Origin of the sequence: Natronospira proteinivora (genome assembly GCF_024170465.1) — a bacterium.
In the GTDB taxonomy this organism is placed as follows: domain Bacteria; phylum Pseudomonadota; class Gammaproteobacteria; order Natronospirales; family Natronospiraceae; genus Natronospira; species Natronospira proteinivora.
Genome location: NZ_JALJYF010000001.1, coordinates 498,272 through 512,622 on the forward strand (window position 1 = coordinate 498,272; position 14,351 = coordinate 512,622).

General features: G+C 60.4%; 10 protein-coding genes. 2 read left to right on the forward strand and 8 right to left on the reverse strand.

Annotation, left to right across the window (positions count from 1 at the left end; all coding sequences use genetic code 11):
• Window positions 1-3 precede the first annotated feature (3 nt).
• Entirely contained in the window at window positions 4-813 is an 810-nt protein-coding gene (locus J2T60_RS02355; RefSeq protein ID WP_253444894.1) for an SDR family oxidoreductase, read from the reverse strand.
• Window positions 814-1,315: 502 nt separating this feature from the next.
• The gene (gene ppsA, locus J2T60_RS02360; protein WP_253444897.1) at window positions 1,316-3,688 is read right to left on the reverse strand and encodes a phosphoenolpyruvate synthase; all 2,373 of its coding nucleotides are present in this window, start codon (window positions 3,686-3,688) and stop codon (window positions 1,316-1,318) included.
• A 168-nt stretch (window positions 3,689-3,856) separates the two neighbouring features.
• Between ppsA and ppsR the strand changes: the two genes are divergently transcribed.
• Window positions 3,857-4,696: a posphoenolpyruvate synthetase regulatory kinase/phosphorylase PpsR gene (ppsR, locus tag J2T60_RS02365; protein WP_253444900.1), complete on the forward strand. Its 840-nt coding sequence runs from the start codon at window positions 3,857-3,859 to the stop codon at window positions 4,694-4,696.
• Between the two features lie 212 nt (window positions 4,697-4,908).
• Window positions 4,909-5,862 carry a hypothetical protein gene (locus tag J2T60_RS02370; protein WP_253444903.1) on the forward strand — a complete coding sequence of 318 codons (954 nt, stop codon included), beginning with the start codon at window positions 4,909-4,911 and terminating at the stop codon, window positions 5,860-5,862.
• A 123-nt stretch (window positions 5,863-5,985) separates the two neighbouring features.
• Here the strand turns inward: J2T60_RS02370 and J2T60_RS02375 are convergent, their stop codons facing one another.
• From J2T60_RS02375 to J2T60_RS02400, 6 genes are all read right to left on the reverse strand, one after another.
• Window positions 5,986-6,756: an alpha/beta fold hydrolase gene (locus J2T60_RS02375; RefSeq protein WP_253444905.1), complete on the reverse strand. Its 771-nt coding sequence runs from the start codon at window positions 6,754-6,756 to the stop codon at window positions 5,986-5,988.
• A complete protein-coding gene (locus tag J2T60_RS02380; RefSeq protein ID WP_253444908.1) occupies window positions 6,731-8,428 on the reverse strand; it encodes an amino acid ABC transporter ATP-binding/permease protein in 1,698 nt (565 codons plus the stop codon). Before J2T60_RS02380 ends, J2T60_RS02375 begins: the two co-directional genes overlap by 26 nt.
• Window positions 8,418-10,151 carry a thiol reductant ABC exporter subunit CydD gene (cydD, locus tag J2T60_RS02385; RefSeq protein WP_253444911.1) on the reverse strand — a complete coding sequence of 578 codons (1,734 nt, stop codon included), beginning with the start codon at window positions 10,149-10,151 and terminating at the stop codon, window positions 8,418-8,420. Before cydD ends, J2T60_RS02380 begins: the two co-directional genes overlap by 11 nt.
• 41 nt (window positions 10,152-10,192) lie before the next feature.
• Complete coding sequence (cydB, locus tag J2T60_RS02390; RefSeq protein WP_253444913.1) at window positions 10,193-11,197, reverse strand: cytochrome d ubiquinol oxidase subunit II; 1,005 nt, start codon at window positions 11,195-11,197, stop codon at window positions 10,193-10,195.
• Window positions 11,198-11,229: 32 nt separating this feature from the next.
• Window positions 11,230-12,627, reverse strand: a complete 1,398-nt coding sequence (locus J2T60_RS02395) for a cytochrome ubiquinol oxidase subunit I (protein WP_253444916.1) — start codon at window positions 12,625-12,627, stop codon at window positions 11,230-11,232.
• Between the two features lie 75 nt (window positions 12,628-12,702).
• Complete coding sequence (locus tag J2T60_RS02400) at window positions 12,703-14,328, reverse strand: alpha-D-glucose phosphate-specific phosphoglucomutase (RefSeq protein WP_253444919.1); 1,626 nt, start codon at window positions 14,326-14,328, stop codon at window positions 12,703-12,705.
• Between the last annotated feature and the right edge of the window lie 23 nt (window positions 14,329-14,351).

A 14,351-nucleotide genomic window follows, 5' to 3' on the forward strand; every position in this document is an offset into this window, starting at 1 on the left:
GGCTTACTCCCTGGGTTTACGGCCGGTGAATGCGTCCATGGTTTGACTGACACCGAGAAAACGCATCAAGCGATCGAACCATGCAAGCGGCAGCAGGCGGGCCGGCCAGGCGGTGTAGACCAGCCAGGGCATGATCAGCCGGGTCCGGCTCTTTTCGATGGTTTTCAGGGTGCGGCGAATGACCACATCCGGCTTGAGGATGGGTAATAGCCAGGGCCAGCGGGTTTGGACCCCTTCAAACATGCCGGTATCGATGAAAAAGGGGCAGATGATGGTGGTGCGGACCCGGCTGCCCCGGTGTTTCAGTTCCATCCGCAGGGCATCGTCAAAGCCCACGGCGGCGGCCTTGCTGGCGGAATAATCCACCAGGCGGGCTGTGCCGACAATGCCCGCCGCCGAAGCAACGGTCACCACATGCCCACGGTCCTGGGCCAGCATGCCGGGCAGTAGGCAGCGGGTGAGGTGAATGGGGGCCAAGGCATTGATCCGGAAGGTGGTTTCGATGGCTTGCCCCTCGGTTTCGTCCAGCCAGGTGCCGTTCACTACGCCGGCGTTGTTGATCAGGATATCCACGGGGCCCAGTGTGTCCTCCACCCAGGCGGCCAGGGCCTCGATGGCGGCCACATCGCTCAGGTCACAGACCCGGGGGTGGAATTCGCCGCTCATCTCAGCGGCCAGCTTGTTGAGTCCGACTTCGTCGCGGTCGACGCCGATTACCCGGGCACCGCGCTGCCCCATTTCCCGGCAAAGCCCGCGTCCGATACCGCTGGCCGCGCCGGTTACCAGCACCAGTGAGTTGTTGATCGCCGTCATGAGGGGGCTCTTTGTGTGAATGGCGGAGACGGTAGATTACACAGGCTGCCAGCCTTTTTGCCAGCAGCATAAGAAAGGGCTTCGCAGATTTCCGCAGGAAATAGCCGGGCCAGCATTATTGGGGACTTTCTACTTGGGCAGTTCGAACGAAACCGAAGCCAGCTCACCACCACGACTGCTTAAATTCAGGAGGATCGAGTGCAGGGTGGGACTGGCCAGGGCTGCGAGCGCGTAGGGATCTTGGCGAGTGGCCTAGCCCCGGAAAACCCCACCATGCGCTCGACCCTCCAGGCTGAAAGTGGTGGAGGAGGTGAGCTGACTTCGGCTTCGATAGGCTCGCCAAGGTAGATCGCTAGTCGAATCTTGCTCTAGGGATTCATTGTGAGCATCGTCATGGTCTGAGACTTTAGGGGAAACCAAAAAAACGCCGAACAGCTGAGTACTGTTCGGCGTCTGGCTTTACAGTTATTTCCAGAAAGTCCGGCCTTTATGGAAGGCCGGCTTATTTTTCCAGGGTCTGACCGGCCAGGTGGAGCCAGGTCTCGATCACCGTGTCCGGGTTCAGGGACACGCTTTCGATTTCCTGCTCCAGCAGCCACTTGGCCAGGTCCGGATGATCCGAGGGGCCCTGGCCGCAGATGCCGATGTACTTGCCCTGGTCCCGGCAAGCCTTGATGGCCATGGACAACAGTTTCTTCACCGCCGCATCCCGCTCATCGAACAGGTGGGCGATGAGACCGGAATCCCGGTCCAGACCCAGGGTCAGCTGGGTGAGATCGTTGGAGCCGATGGAGAAGCCATCGAAATATTCCAGGAACTCATCCGCCAGCAGGGCATTGGAGGGCAGCTCACACATCATGATGAGCTTGAGATTGTTGGTACCCCGCTTGAGGCCGTGTTCGGCCAGCAGCTCGGTTACCTGATGGGCTTCTTCCACGGTGCGGACGAAGGGAATCATGATCTGGACATTCTCCAGGCCCATGTCCTCGCGCACCTTCTTGAGTGCGGCCACTTCCAGATCGAAACAATCCCGGAAATCCTCAGAGATATAGCGGGAAGCGCCCCGGAAACCCAGCATGGGGTTTTCTTCATCCGGTTCGTACTGACTGCCACCCACCAGGTTGGCGTACTCATTGGACTTGAAGTCCGACATACGCACGATCACCGGCTCCGGCGCGAAGGCCGCCGCCAGGGTGGAGATGCCCTCGGCCAGCTTGTCGATATAGAACTGCACCGGGTTGGCATAACCGGCGGTGAATTCGCGAATGGTTTCCTGGGTCGCTTCATCCTGCCGGTCGAAGTTCAGCAAGGCCTTGGGGTGGACCCCGATCATGCGGTTGATGATGAACTCCAGGCGGGCCAGGCCGATGCCCTTGTGGGGGATGCTGGAGAAATCGAAGGCCCGGTCCGGGTTGCCCACATTCATCATGATCTTCAGCGGAATGTCGGGCATGGATTCCAGATCGATTTCATTGCGATCGAAGTCCAGCTCACCCTCATAGATGTATCCGGTATCGCCTTCGGCGCAGGAAACGGTAACGCCCTTGCCATCCTGGATGGTGCGGGTGGCGTTGCCGCAGCCCACCACGGCGGGAATACCCAGTTCCCGGGCAATAATGGCGGCATGGCAGGTACGGCCACCGCGATTGGTGACAATCGCTGCGGCCCGCTTCATGATCGGTTCCCAATCCGGGTCGGTCATGTCGGTGACCAGCACATCGCCGGGCCGGACCTTGTCCATCTCACTGATATCGGAGACGACCCGGGCCTTGCCGGCACCGATCCGCTGGCCGATGGCCCGGCCTTCGCAGACCACCCGGCCCTCGGCATTGAGCACATAACGCTCAATGGACTGGCCGGCCCGGCTTTTCACGGTCTCGGGGCGGGCCTGGAGGATGTAGATGCGACCGGTTTCCCCGTCCTTGCCCCACTCGATATCCATGGGGCGCTGGTAGTGCTTCTCGATGGTCACCGCCTGGCGGGCCAGTTCGTTCACATCCTCATCGCTGATGCAGAAGCGCTTGCGGTCGGCCTCACTCACATCCACCGTCTTGACGGACTTGCCGGTGCTGGCGGTATCGCCATAGACCATTTTTTCCATCTTGGTGCCCATCATGCGGCGCAGGATGGGGTCTTTTTTCCGCTCCAGGGACTGCTTGTAGACGTAGAACTCGTCCGGGTTCACCGCGCCCTGGACCACCATCTCGCCCAGACCATAGGAGGCGGTAATAAAGACCACGTCCGGGAAGCCGGATTCGGTATCCAGGGTGAACATCACGCCGCTGGCACCGGTGTCCGAGCGCACCATGCGCTGGATGCCGGCGGACAGGGCCACGTCCTCATGGGCGAAGCCGTGATGGACCCGGTAGGCGATGGCGCGGTCATTGAACAGGGAGGCGAAGACCTCCTTCATGGCCGTGAGCACATTGTCGATGCCGCGGATATTGAGGAAGGTCTCCTGTTGACCGGCGAAGGAGGCATCCGGCAGGTCCTCGGCGGTGGCCGAAGAGCGCACCGCCACGGTGGCTTCCTGGCCATCCACGGCCATGGCCTCATAGGCTTGGCGTACCGCCTCTTCCAGCTGGGGCGGGAAGGGGACTTCCATCACCCACTGGCGGATCTCGCGACCCACCCGGGTCAGCTCGGCCACATCCTCGGTGTCCAGGTTTTTGAGGGCCGCATTGATCCGGTCAGCCAGGCCCTTGTGCTTGAGGAATTCCCGGTAGGCCTCGGCGGTGGTGGCAAAGCCCCCCGGCACCGATACCCCCAGATCCGACAGGCTGCTGATCATTTCACCCAGGGAGGCGTTCTTGCCGCCCACCTGTTCCACATCGCCCATGCCGAGCGATTCCAGGCCGATAACGTACTCGTTCACTGGTCCTTAACCCCTTGTTACGAGATGGAAAGACTGGAAGACTGGCGCATTCCGGGGATTCAAGCCCACCGTCACTGAGTGGGGCGGGGCGAATCCATTCACTGTATTCAGAAGCCTGGCGCCGGCCGCCTGTCGGGCCGCGCCCATGCGCCGGGTGGGAGACCTGTCGTGACCGATACCCGGGAAAATACCCGTCGTACCGTCTTTTTCGTCTCTGACCGCACCGGGATCACCGCCGAAACCCTCGGTCACAGTCTGCTGACCCAGTTTGACGGCATTGATTTCAGGCCGGTGACTGTGCCATTTATCGGCAGTAAAGACAAGGCGGAAACCGTGGCCCAGCGGATCAATGAGACCGCCGCAGCCGAAGGGGTTCGGCCACTGGTATTCTCCACTCTGATTACCGACGAGTGCCGGGAAGTAATCCAGGCCGCCGACGGCATGTATCTGGATTTTTTCGATGCCTTTATCGGGCCCCTGGAAAAAGAGCTGGATAAAAGCTCTTCACACGCTGCCGGCCGGGCCCACGGGGTCTTTGACGCCGAAACCTACACCCGCCGAATCGACGCCATGAACTATGCCCTGGCCAATGATGACGGGGTCAGCACCCGACACTATGACCGGGCGGAAGTCATTTTGGTGGGGGTGTCCCGATCCGGCAAAACCCCCACCTGCCTGTATCTGGCTCTGCATTACGGGGTCTATGCCGCCAATTATCCCCTCACCGAGGATGATCTGGAGGATGGCATGCTCCCCAAGAGCCTAAAGACCCACAAGGACAAGTTGTTTGGTCTCACGATCGACCCCAAGCGGCTGCAGGACATCCGCCAGGAGCGCCGACCGGACAGCCACTACGCCTCGGTCCGTCAGGTTAATTACGAGGTGCGTGAAGCTGAAATCCTGTTCCGTCGCTATGGCATTCCCTTTCTCAATACCACCACGTCTTCGGTGGAGGAGATTGCCACGACGGTGATCCATAGTGCCGGGCTGCAGCGTCGTTTCTACTGACAACTCGATGATTCCCGCATAATGGGGGCCCTATTTGGGGGGTTGCCGGGTGTACGCAGATGCCGACAATGGAAGTCGCTGATCGTTGATGGCGAAGTCGCCTATCCATGTCCATACTGATTGGTGTGTCCTTGAGATTAGAGTAGACAAAACGATTTTGGGACTTTTAACGCAACGTTAAGGGCCGCTTGCACGGTCTTTTGGGAGGAACGATGAAGATTCGATTGATTCTGGCCATGATGGCTGCACTGTTTCTGATGGTGGGCTGTTTCAGCAGCTCCGATGATGACGATAATGGTTCATCGGATTTGGGCGATCGGGATCGGGCTGAAGCGGCTGCGTCTGCCAGTGTCCTGTCTGGTGCGCTGAATGACCCGGAGGATGACGATGATGATGACGGAGAGGGCTATGGGCCCATGGGTCAAATGGCTGGTGCTGCTAACACCATGAACCAGCGCTGTGATAGTGGCACGCTGGATGAAGGCGAGACTCCCGGCAAGGATGTCGGTTCCCCCTACACCGAGGGTGGCACCGTGGACGTGAGCTGGACCTACTATGATTCCTGTGTTCAGGGAGAGGGTGAAGACTTTGAGATGACCACCGATGGTTACCAGGAGCAGAATGCTCAATTCGGTGATGTGGGTTACTTCCGCTGGGCCGCCACACCGGACGACCCCATGGGGGAGGAAGGCCCCTTCATGATGGATTCCGGTTTCGGCTCCTTCCAGTTCAGCGGTTATATGCACGATTGCGAACAGTGCAATGGAAACCAGTTTGGTTCCGTGGGTGCTGTTACCTGGGAAATTGAGTCAGAGGGTGAATCCGTGGTCTTCGAATTCGGCCGTTCGGATGATCCTTTCGAAGTGGAGGGTCAATGGCTCTCTGATAGCGATGCTGAGCAGAGTGTCAGTGGCTACTACGGATTGAACTGGGAAGGTACCCCCTGCAATCTGGATGTGGAGTATGAAACGGTGGAGCCCCTGTACTTCCAGGATTATCAGACCTCGTCGGAGCAGATCATCTCGGGGCAGATGAACCTGAGCATCGGCGATAGCACCTTCCATGTGGAATATATTGATGGTCAGGCCTATATTGATGGCGACCTGGTGGAGCCGGATGTGGACAACCCCTGCGCCGGGGCCTTCCAGATCTCCATCGGCATGTAAGGATTATCCGGGCTTTTACGGCTCGAATTGGCAACCCGCTTGCCAATGATCGAAAAACAGCCCCCGTCACGGTGAATCCGGGACGGGGGCTGTTTTTGTGGGGTCATTTGATGGGTTTTTGGATTACATCACTTGGTGCAGGGCGTCGCTCAGGGCCTGATTGAACAGCTCGGGGCATTCACGATGGATGAAGTGCCCGCTGTCGGGAATGATGGTCTCGCTCATGAGGGAAGCGAGGCGTTGGCGGGTACTGTCAGCCACCAATGGGCTATTGATGGCGTGAATAGGGGCTTGGCCGTGATGGAAAGCCGATCTTGGGTCCCACTGGACCATGGCTTTCCAGAGACGGCGGGCCCGGTCGGCATCCATGGAACGCATCTTGTCCAGGATGGCTTTCTTTAGCGTAGCGGAGGCTCTCGCCCCACAGCTGCGTTCCACCATATTCTCCATGGCTTTGGAAAAATCCCCATCAAAGGCCGTGCCCAACCGTTCAATCGTGGATTTGCTCATGCCACCGTAATCAATCAGAAAACTATCCACCAGTACCACCGCCGCAACCCGGTCGGTTTGCCGGGCCGCCATTTCCAGAGCCACCGGTCCCCCCATGGAATGACCGATCAAAACAGCCTTGTGGCTTTTTGCTGCTGCCAGTACCGCCAGGGCCTGTTTTGCCAATTGCGGAATATTGTCTGCTTCCGGATGACCCGCCGGGGTCTGACCGTGCCCTGGCAGATCTGGCGCCAGGATCTCGTGTCGGCCTTTGAAATGTGCGATCTGCTGCTCCCAGTCAGCACCGTCACAGCACCAGCCATGGAGAAAGATCAGGGCAGGGGCGGGACCGGGGTGATGTCTGAGGCTGTCTGCGGTATTACTGCCTGTGGTGGAATTGTCCATTATGAATTTCCACGGTGCGATGAAGGAATGAAGTGGAGACCCAGCGGTCGGGTGCTTGGTGATCAAGCAGGACTAGCCCCCGTCCCTTCAGCTGTTGTTCCAGCCAGAACAGAACCCGTTCTCGGGTGTTGGCATCCAGGCCACGGAAGGGCTCATCCAATATCAGGGTTCGAGCCGGTGAGAGCACGATGCGGATCAGGGCTACCCGGCGTGTTTCACCCCCGGAGAGCGGCCGGGTTTGCTCGCCGACCCAGTCATCCAGGCCCAGGCCAGCCTGGTCCAGGCCGGTGGCGGACATTGCCGCCAACAAGGTGCTATCCGACAATGTGGGGTTGGCCATGGACAGATTATGGCGAAGAGTGGCCTCCAATAACGTACTGCGCTGCTCCAGCACTCCGATACGGGCAAATCGCTGCGCTTCGGGCCAATCCCCCACGGGACGGCCATTGAGATGGACCGAGCCGCCATCCGGCTCGATCAAGCCGGTCAGGAGTTGGGCAAAACGGGACTTTCCGCTGCCGCTGGGCCCCACCACGGCCAGTCTGCGTTCAGGCGGGATGGTCAGCGAGGCTTGGTCGAGAATAGGTCGGTCGGTCAGGCCACGGCGCAGGCTGACCGACGTCAGCGACCATTCTGCCGGTGGGGCTGACTCCTTGTCGGCCGTGCTCTGATCGGGCCCCCTATCGATAATCGGCATCTCATGACTGGCTGGGGAAAGGCGTCGGCAGGCAACCTGAATCCCTCCCCAGCGGCGCATGGCTGGTCCCAGGCCGCTGAACAGACCGCCAAGCGCCAACAGGCCCAGCACACTCATGGCCAGCCAGGCGGGTTCGCTGTTGTCCCGAAGCGCCAGTACCAACAAGCCCAGAAGGCCCAAGGCCGGAAGCAATTGCAGGGCCGCATCAAGCCGGGCGGCCTGCCTGGCCAGCCGGGACTCTCGCTGTTGAATCCGCTCTTCGCGCCGGATGACTTTTTGTAGCCAGCGTTCATCGGGATCGCTGAATTGCAGTTCCCGGTGAGCCGCCAGGACGTCACTGAGTTGACTGCGCTGATTGGCTTGATCCAGTGCCTGACGGGCCTCGCCATCGCTCTGTCGGCGCAGAAAACGGCGGATGAGCCCCATGGCCAGCAGCAGGGTGGCCAAAATCAGCAGACCCGCTGTCGGTCGGTCCAGCAGGGCCACAAACACAGCAAGGATTAATCCTGTGGCCAAGACCGTCAAAAGCGGGATCAGCAGACTGGCATGGAAATGCTCCAGGCGCTGGACATCGCCCATCAAGCGGGCCAGCAAGGGACCATCCCGCAATTGCGACAGCTGTTGAAAGGGGAGGCGGGCATGACGGAGAAAGATGCCCTGGCGCAGACGCGCCAGAATTCGGAATACGGCTTCGTGAACCAGCAATCTTTCCAGATAGCGGCCCACGGTCCGGCTCACGGCAAACAGGCGAATCAGGGCCCCGGGGGCGAAGATCTCCAGGGTGATAGCAGCGCCCAGCGCGGCCGCAGCGCCGGCCAGGCCACTGGCCGTGATCAGCCAGCCGGCGGTGGCCACCAGGCCCACCGAGGAGAGCCCGGCGATCAGCGCCAGGGCAAAGGCCGCCCATAACCAGCCTTGCCGGCCCCGGGGGAGGGTGCGGAGCAGGAAATCCAGTCTTGCCCGTTCAGTCCGCATGCCGCAGCCTCCCGTTCTCAAGCCACAGGCGACGGTGGGCGTGTTCGGCAGCGCGCGGGTCATGGCTGAACATGACCAGCGTGATTGAACCGGCGAGACGCTCCAGCTGCGACAGAATGGCCTCGGCATTGTCTGGATCCAGGCTGGCGGTCGGCTCATCCAGGATAATCAATCCGGCGCCACTGAGCAGAGCGCGGCCCAGGGCGATGCGTTGTGCCTCACCACCGGAGATGCCGGCGCCCCGTTCTCCCAGGACATGATCCAGACCGCCAGCGAGCTGTGCGGGCAGGCTTGCAAGCCCGAGTTGTGCCAGCACTTGCCGAAGCCGGTTTTCTTCGTGGTGCAGCCCGGGATCCAGGTTCCGGCGCAGACTGGTGGGTAGCAAATGCGGCTGCTGACCCAGCCAGGCAATGGCCGATTTGTGTTCGCCTTTGGTCCATTGGGCCAGCGGCTTTTTGCCAAGTGACAATGTGCCGCCTCGCGGCGGCAGCCAGCCCATCAGGCAGGCCGCCAGGGTACTTTTTCCGCTGCCCGAAGGCCCCTGAATGGCCAGCCACTCACCCGCCTGGACATTGAGCGAAAGCGATTGGAAGAGGGGGCGGGGCGCATTGGGCCAGGCAATTTCAGCCTCATCAAGCGCCAGGGAGAGTGGCGCAGGATTCCGGGGCTGCTGGATACGATCGGAGGCCGATTCAGCGGCCATCTCCACCAGGCCACGAACACGCGGGGCGGCGGCCAATGCCGCGGCCCGCTGGTGGTAACCGGCTGCCAGGCGTCGTAGCGGCTGAAAGAAATCGGGGGCGAGCAATAGAATGCTTAATCCGGCGTGGAAGCTCAGGGCCGTGGCTGGGCCGAATTCGATATAGCCCAGCAGAGCCAGACCGACATAAACAGCCAGGCTGGCGATGGCAATGGCACTGAAAAACTCCAAGACCGCCGAAGACAGAAAGGCAATACGCAAGACCTGCATGCTGCTTTCACGATAGCGTTCAGCGGATTGTCCAACCGCCTGGCCCTGGTTTTCGGTCTGGCTCGCCAATCGCAAGGTGGGCAGGGCCCGGACCCGATCGAGAAATTGATGGCCCAGGCGACGCAGCGTTTCCTGCTGAGCCTCGGCCAGACTGGCCGTACCCAGGCCAATCAGTGCGCTGAACAGTGGGATCAGTGGCGCGGCCAGGAGCAATAGCAGGCCGGCCAGCCAGTCCAGGTAGAAGGTGATGGCCAAAATGACCGCAGGTTGAACCATGGCCTGCAGCCGGGCCGGACGATACTCCCGGTACCAGGGGCTGATGTCGGCCATGGATTCACTGACGTCCGCTCCCAGGTCCGCATCACTACGCCCAAGCGCCAGTCGACGGGCTGGGTCCATGGCTGTTTTCAGCGCTTGACGGTACAGGCGTTGGCTAATGCGCTCGGACTGGATGGCAGCCCGGTGATCGGCCACGCTGCGAAGGCCGGCTCGCAGACAAGCCAATAAGGCCAATGCCGATAGCATGGGCCAAAAGGCAGAGGTTCCGGCATTCTGCAGCTCGCCCAGGGCTATCTGGACCAGGGCATGGGCCAGTAGTACCAAAAAGGCAATATGTGCCAGGCTCTCCGCCACGGTCAGGATCTGAACCGGCAGGGATTCCCTTGGCTCGGCCTGCTGGTTTAGCCAACGAGATTCCTGGCGTCTTTGTTCGCGGCTGGCCCGGTCCTGTTGTATTGCATCTGCCGCAATCATGCCTGGTCTTGGCTCCCGGCCGGGCCGATCAATGAAGGGGCCTAATGACCGTAACCATTTTGTCCACTAACTTTGCCGCGGAAGACCCAGTAGGTCCAGGCGGTGTAGCCCAAAACCACCGGAATGACGAAGAGAAAGCCCAGCAGCAGAAAGAGTTGTGAGCCCGGGTCGGAGGCGGCATCCCAGAAGGTGTGTTCTGGGGGCACCGCATAGGGCCACATGCTGATCAGCAGGCCGATATAGAACAACACGAACAGAGCCATGGTGGCCACGAACGGGATTCCTTCCCGGCGTTTGCGGATACTGTTGTAAAGCCAGGCCGAGACCAGCAAGGTTGCTAGGGGGAACATCCAGAGTATTTGAATATTGCTCATCCAGCGGTCAAATACCCGTTCATGGCTGAGGGGGGTCCAGATACTGACCACTACAAAAAAACCGAGCATCCCGGCAAGCAACCAGGGCGTCACCCGCCAGGCCCAGCGCTGGGTTTCCCCTTCGGTCTTGAGAATCGTCCAGGTGGCGCCCAGCAGGGCATAGCCGGTGACCACGCCAAGCCCCGTCATCACCGTAAAGGGCGTCAGCCAGTCAAAGGGACCGCCCACGTATTGAAAGCCTTCCACCTCAAAGCCCTGGATATAGGCACCGACCACCGCGCCCTGGGCAAAGGCGGCCACCGTGGAGCCGATATTGAAGGAATGATCCCAGAGATAACGTGATTGCTGGGCCTTGAAGCGGAATTCGAAGGCGATGCCACGAAAGATGAGCCCGGCCAGCAGCAGGAACACGCCAATATAGAGAGCGGGCAGGAAGACGGCATAGACCATGGGGAAGGCAGCCAGCAGTCCGGCACCGCCCAGGATGAGCCATGTTTCATTGCCATCCCAGACAGGGGCTACGGAATTCATCATGTCATCCCGGGCCTGGTCATTGGGGGCAAAGGGAAAAAGAATGCCCACACCCAGGTCGAAGCCGTCCATCAGCACGTACATGAGTACGCCGAAGCCCAGGATCACGATCCAGATCAATGTCAGGTCGATCAGTTCCATGTCGCTTGTCCTCTGCCAGAGGCCCCGGGGTATTAGCGTCGGGGCGCATCGTCCAGGCTGGTGTGTACATTCGAGAAAGGCCGCTTGGCTGTACCTTCGTCCTCGTCTTTCTGCGTGAACGACTCCGGTCCCGCCTTCATGACCCGTGACAGGTAGTACACGCCAGCGATGAACACCACCGAGTAGACCAGTACGAAACCCACCAGGGTGAACAGGGCCATTCCACCGGTCAGAGAGGGAGTTACCCCATCCTCCACGCGCATCATGCCGTGGACCAGCCAGGGTTGGCGGCCCACCTCGGTGACGAACCAGCCTGCCAGCACGGCAATGAAGGGTGCCGGAATCATCCAGGTATAGAGTCTCAGCAGGCGGTTGGACTGAAACAGCTTGCCCCTGAGCAATTGAACCAGCCCGGCCACGGCCGCAATGATCATCAGCAAACCCAGTCCCACCATGATTCGGAAGCTCCAGAACACCGTGGGCACATGGGGCCGGTCCTCCGGCGCCCATTCCTTGAGTCCCGGGACCTCGCCATCCAGTTCTTGGGTGAGGATCAGGCTGGCGCCCTTGGGAATGCCCACCTCCAGATAATTGCGTTCTTCGGTCTGGCTGGGAATGGCGAACAGCAGCAGAGGAGCGCCTTCCTGGGTTTCCCAAACCCCCTCCATGGCGGCGACTTTCTCGGGTTGATGTTCGAAAGTATCCAGGCCATGGAAGTCCCCCACCACCAGCTGGGTCGGAGCGATCAGGGCCATCAGCACCACGGTCATGGTCAGCGCCTTGCGGCTGGAAGTGAGTGCCTTGCCCTGGCGCAGGTACCAGGCGGAGATGCCCAGGACCACAAAACCGGCAGTGAGGAAGGCCGCCAGGGCGAAATGGGCAAAACGCCAGCCGAAGGAGGGATTGAAGATGGCCTCCAGCCAGGAAGTCATCTGGAAGATACCGTCCTGCACTTCCACACCCGCCGGGGTTTGCATCCAGCTGTTGGCGGAGAGGATCCAGAAGGAGGAGATGAAGGTTCCGATGGCTACCATGCAGGCTGCGAACAAATGGGTTCCGCGCGGTACCTTGTTACGACCGAACAGTAATACCCCCAGAAAGACTGCCTCCAGGAAAAAGGCCGTGACTACCTCGTAACTGAGGACAGGGCCCAGGAAATTGGCGGTGGCATAGGAAAAGACGCTCCAGTTGGTACCGAACTGGAAGGCCATGACGATGCCCGAGACCACGCCCATGCCGAAGACCACGGCGAAGACCTTGGTCCAGAAGCGGGATAGTTCCTCGTAGACCGGATTGCCAGTGCGATAAAGCAGGGCTTCCAGGGAGGCGATGAAAGCGGCAAGGCCGATGGTAAAGACCGGGAAAATGGCGTGGAAGCTCACCACAAAGGCGAACTGAATACGTGACAGGAAGACCGGATCAAGTTCCATGGCATCTTCTCCCATCAGACACTGGGCATCTTGCCATGACGCCCAGTGAGTCAATTAGTAATGGCTAATACTCTATCAAATAATTACATCGGCTGTCTCGCGTCCGGCAAGCGATTTCAGGCCGGCCACTTCTGCCGCCTTTTGCGCCAGAGGTGCCAGCACGGTTTGGCGGTCGCGGCGCCAGTCACCGTCGGCGGGCACAGGCTGTTCCAGGTAGATCCTCAGTGTAGCGCCTTTCGTCCCCGTGCCGGAAAGACGGAATACCACCCGGGCCCCGTCCGGGCAAGACAGCCGGATGCCCTGGTTCTCCACCCGGTGGCCGCTCACCGGGTCGGTGTAGTGGAAGCGGTCCATAAGGTGGCCGGGAGATTCGGTGTCAGGATGGCCTTGGTCGGCCTGTTTGCCCAGGTACTGGATAACTGCCTCGCCCTGTTCACTGTTCAGGGCAAAATCATGGCGGACGAAATAATGCCGTCCAAAGCGGCGCCAATGGGCTTCCAGGAGCTCGTCCACGGACAGACCCCGAGCCGCCATCATCTGCATCCAGGCCAGCACGGCCCACAGGCCGTCCTTCTCGCGGACATGATCGCTGCTGGTGCCGAAGCTCTCTTCTCCACAAAGGCGGATATGTCCGCCCTCCAGCAGACTGGCGAAGAAGCGCCAGCCGGTGGGGGTCTCATGACAGGGAATCTCCAGGGACCGGGCCACCTCATCCAGGGCCCGGCTGGTGGGCATGGATCGGGCAACACCCTTGAGATTGCCGGCCAGCGCCGGGATGCAGTCATGATTGGCCGCGATCACGGCTAGGCTGTCACAGGGGGAGACCATGCGATGGGGGCCCAGGATCATGTTGCGGTCCCCGTCACCGTCGGAGGCCGCGCCCAATTCGGCACCAGAGGTCTTGCGGAAGCCTTGCACGAAACCCGCTGCATCATGGGGATTGGGGTCCGGGTGGCCCCCGCCAAAGTCGTCTTTGGGCTGGCTATTGAGTACCGAGGCCATCGGCGCACCCAGGCGTCGGCAAAAAATTTCCCGGGCATAGGGGCCGGTGATCGCGTGCAGGGCGTCAAAAACAAATCGTTCCGGCTTTTCGGAAAGCCATTGGCGAATCCGGGGAAAATCAAACTGGGCCTCCAGCAGATCGGCATGGGCGCTGACCGGGTCCACCACGTCCAGGACCATGCCATCGATTTCATGTTGCCCGGTCTCGTCCAGGGAGGGCAGGGATAGCTCACTGATCCAGTAGCGCTCAATGGCCTGGCTGATGGCATGGATGCGATCGGTGAGTTCGGCGGAGGCCTGACCACCACCGGCCACATTGAACTTGATGCCGAAATCGCCATCAGGACCACCCGGGTTGTGGCTGGCGGTCAGTAGAAAACCGCCGGTGGCTTGCTCCTGGGCGATGAGGTGGGCGGCGGCGGGAGTGGAGAGAAGAGCACCTTGACCGACCACTACTCTCTGTACGCCATTGGCATGGGCCATGCGGATAATGCTGGCGGCCGCCTCCCGGTTGTAGAAACGGCCGTCTCCCCCCAATACCAGAGTGTCGCCCTTGAGTGCCGGGACGGCATCAAAGACGGATTGGACAAAGTTTTCCAGGTAATGGGGTGTTTGAAAGCGCTTGACTGATTTTCTCAGGCCCGCGGTACCCGGCTTCTGGTCATCGAATGCGATGGTGTCTACTTCCTTGAAAGACAAAGGATTCTCCCCGTGATATTGCG

Bases quoted from the DNA above. Each gene is read 5' to 3' on its own strand.
- J2T60_RS02355 (WP_253444894.1), bottom strand. From the start codon at position 813: ATGACGGCGATCAACAACTCACTGGTGCTGGTAACCGGCGCGGCCAGC.
- J2T60_RS02380 (WP_253444908.1), bottom strand. From the start codon at position 8,428: ATGCGGACTGAACGGGCAAGACTGGATTTCCTGCTCCGCACCCTCCCC.
- cydB (WP_253444913.1), bottom strand. From the start codon at position 11,197: ATGGAACTGATCGACCTGACATTGATCTGGATCGTGATCCTGGGCTTC.
- J2T60_RS02375 (WP_253444905.1), bottom strand. From the start codon at position 6,756: ATGGACAATTCCACCACAGGCAGTAATACCGCAGACAGCCTCAGACAT.
- J2T60_RS02370 (WP_253444903.1), top strand. From the start codon at position 4,909: ATGAAGATTCGATTGATTCTGGCCATGATGGCTGCACTGTTTCTGATG.
- cydD (WP_253444911.1), bottom strand. From the start codon at position 10,151: ATGATTGCGGCAGATGCAATACAACAGGACCGGGCCAGCCGCGAACAA.
- J2T60_RS02395 (WP_253444916.1), bottom strand. From the start codon at position 12,627: ATGGAACTTGATCCGGTCTTCCTGTCACGTATTCAGTTCGCCTTTGTG.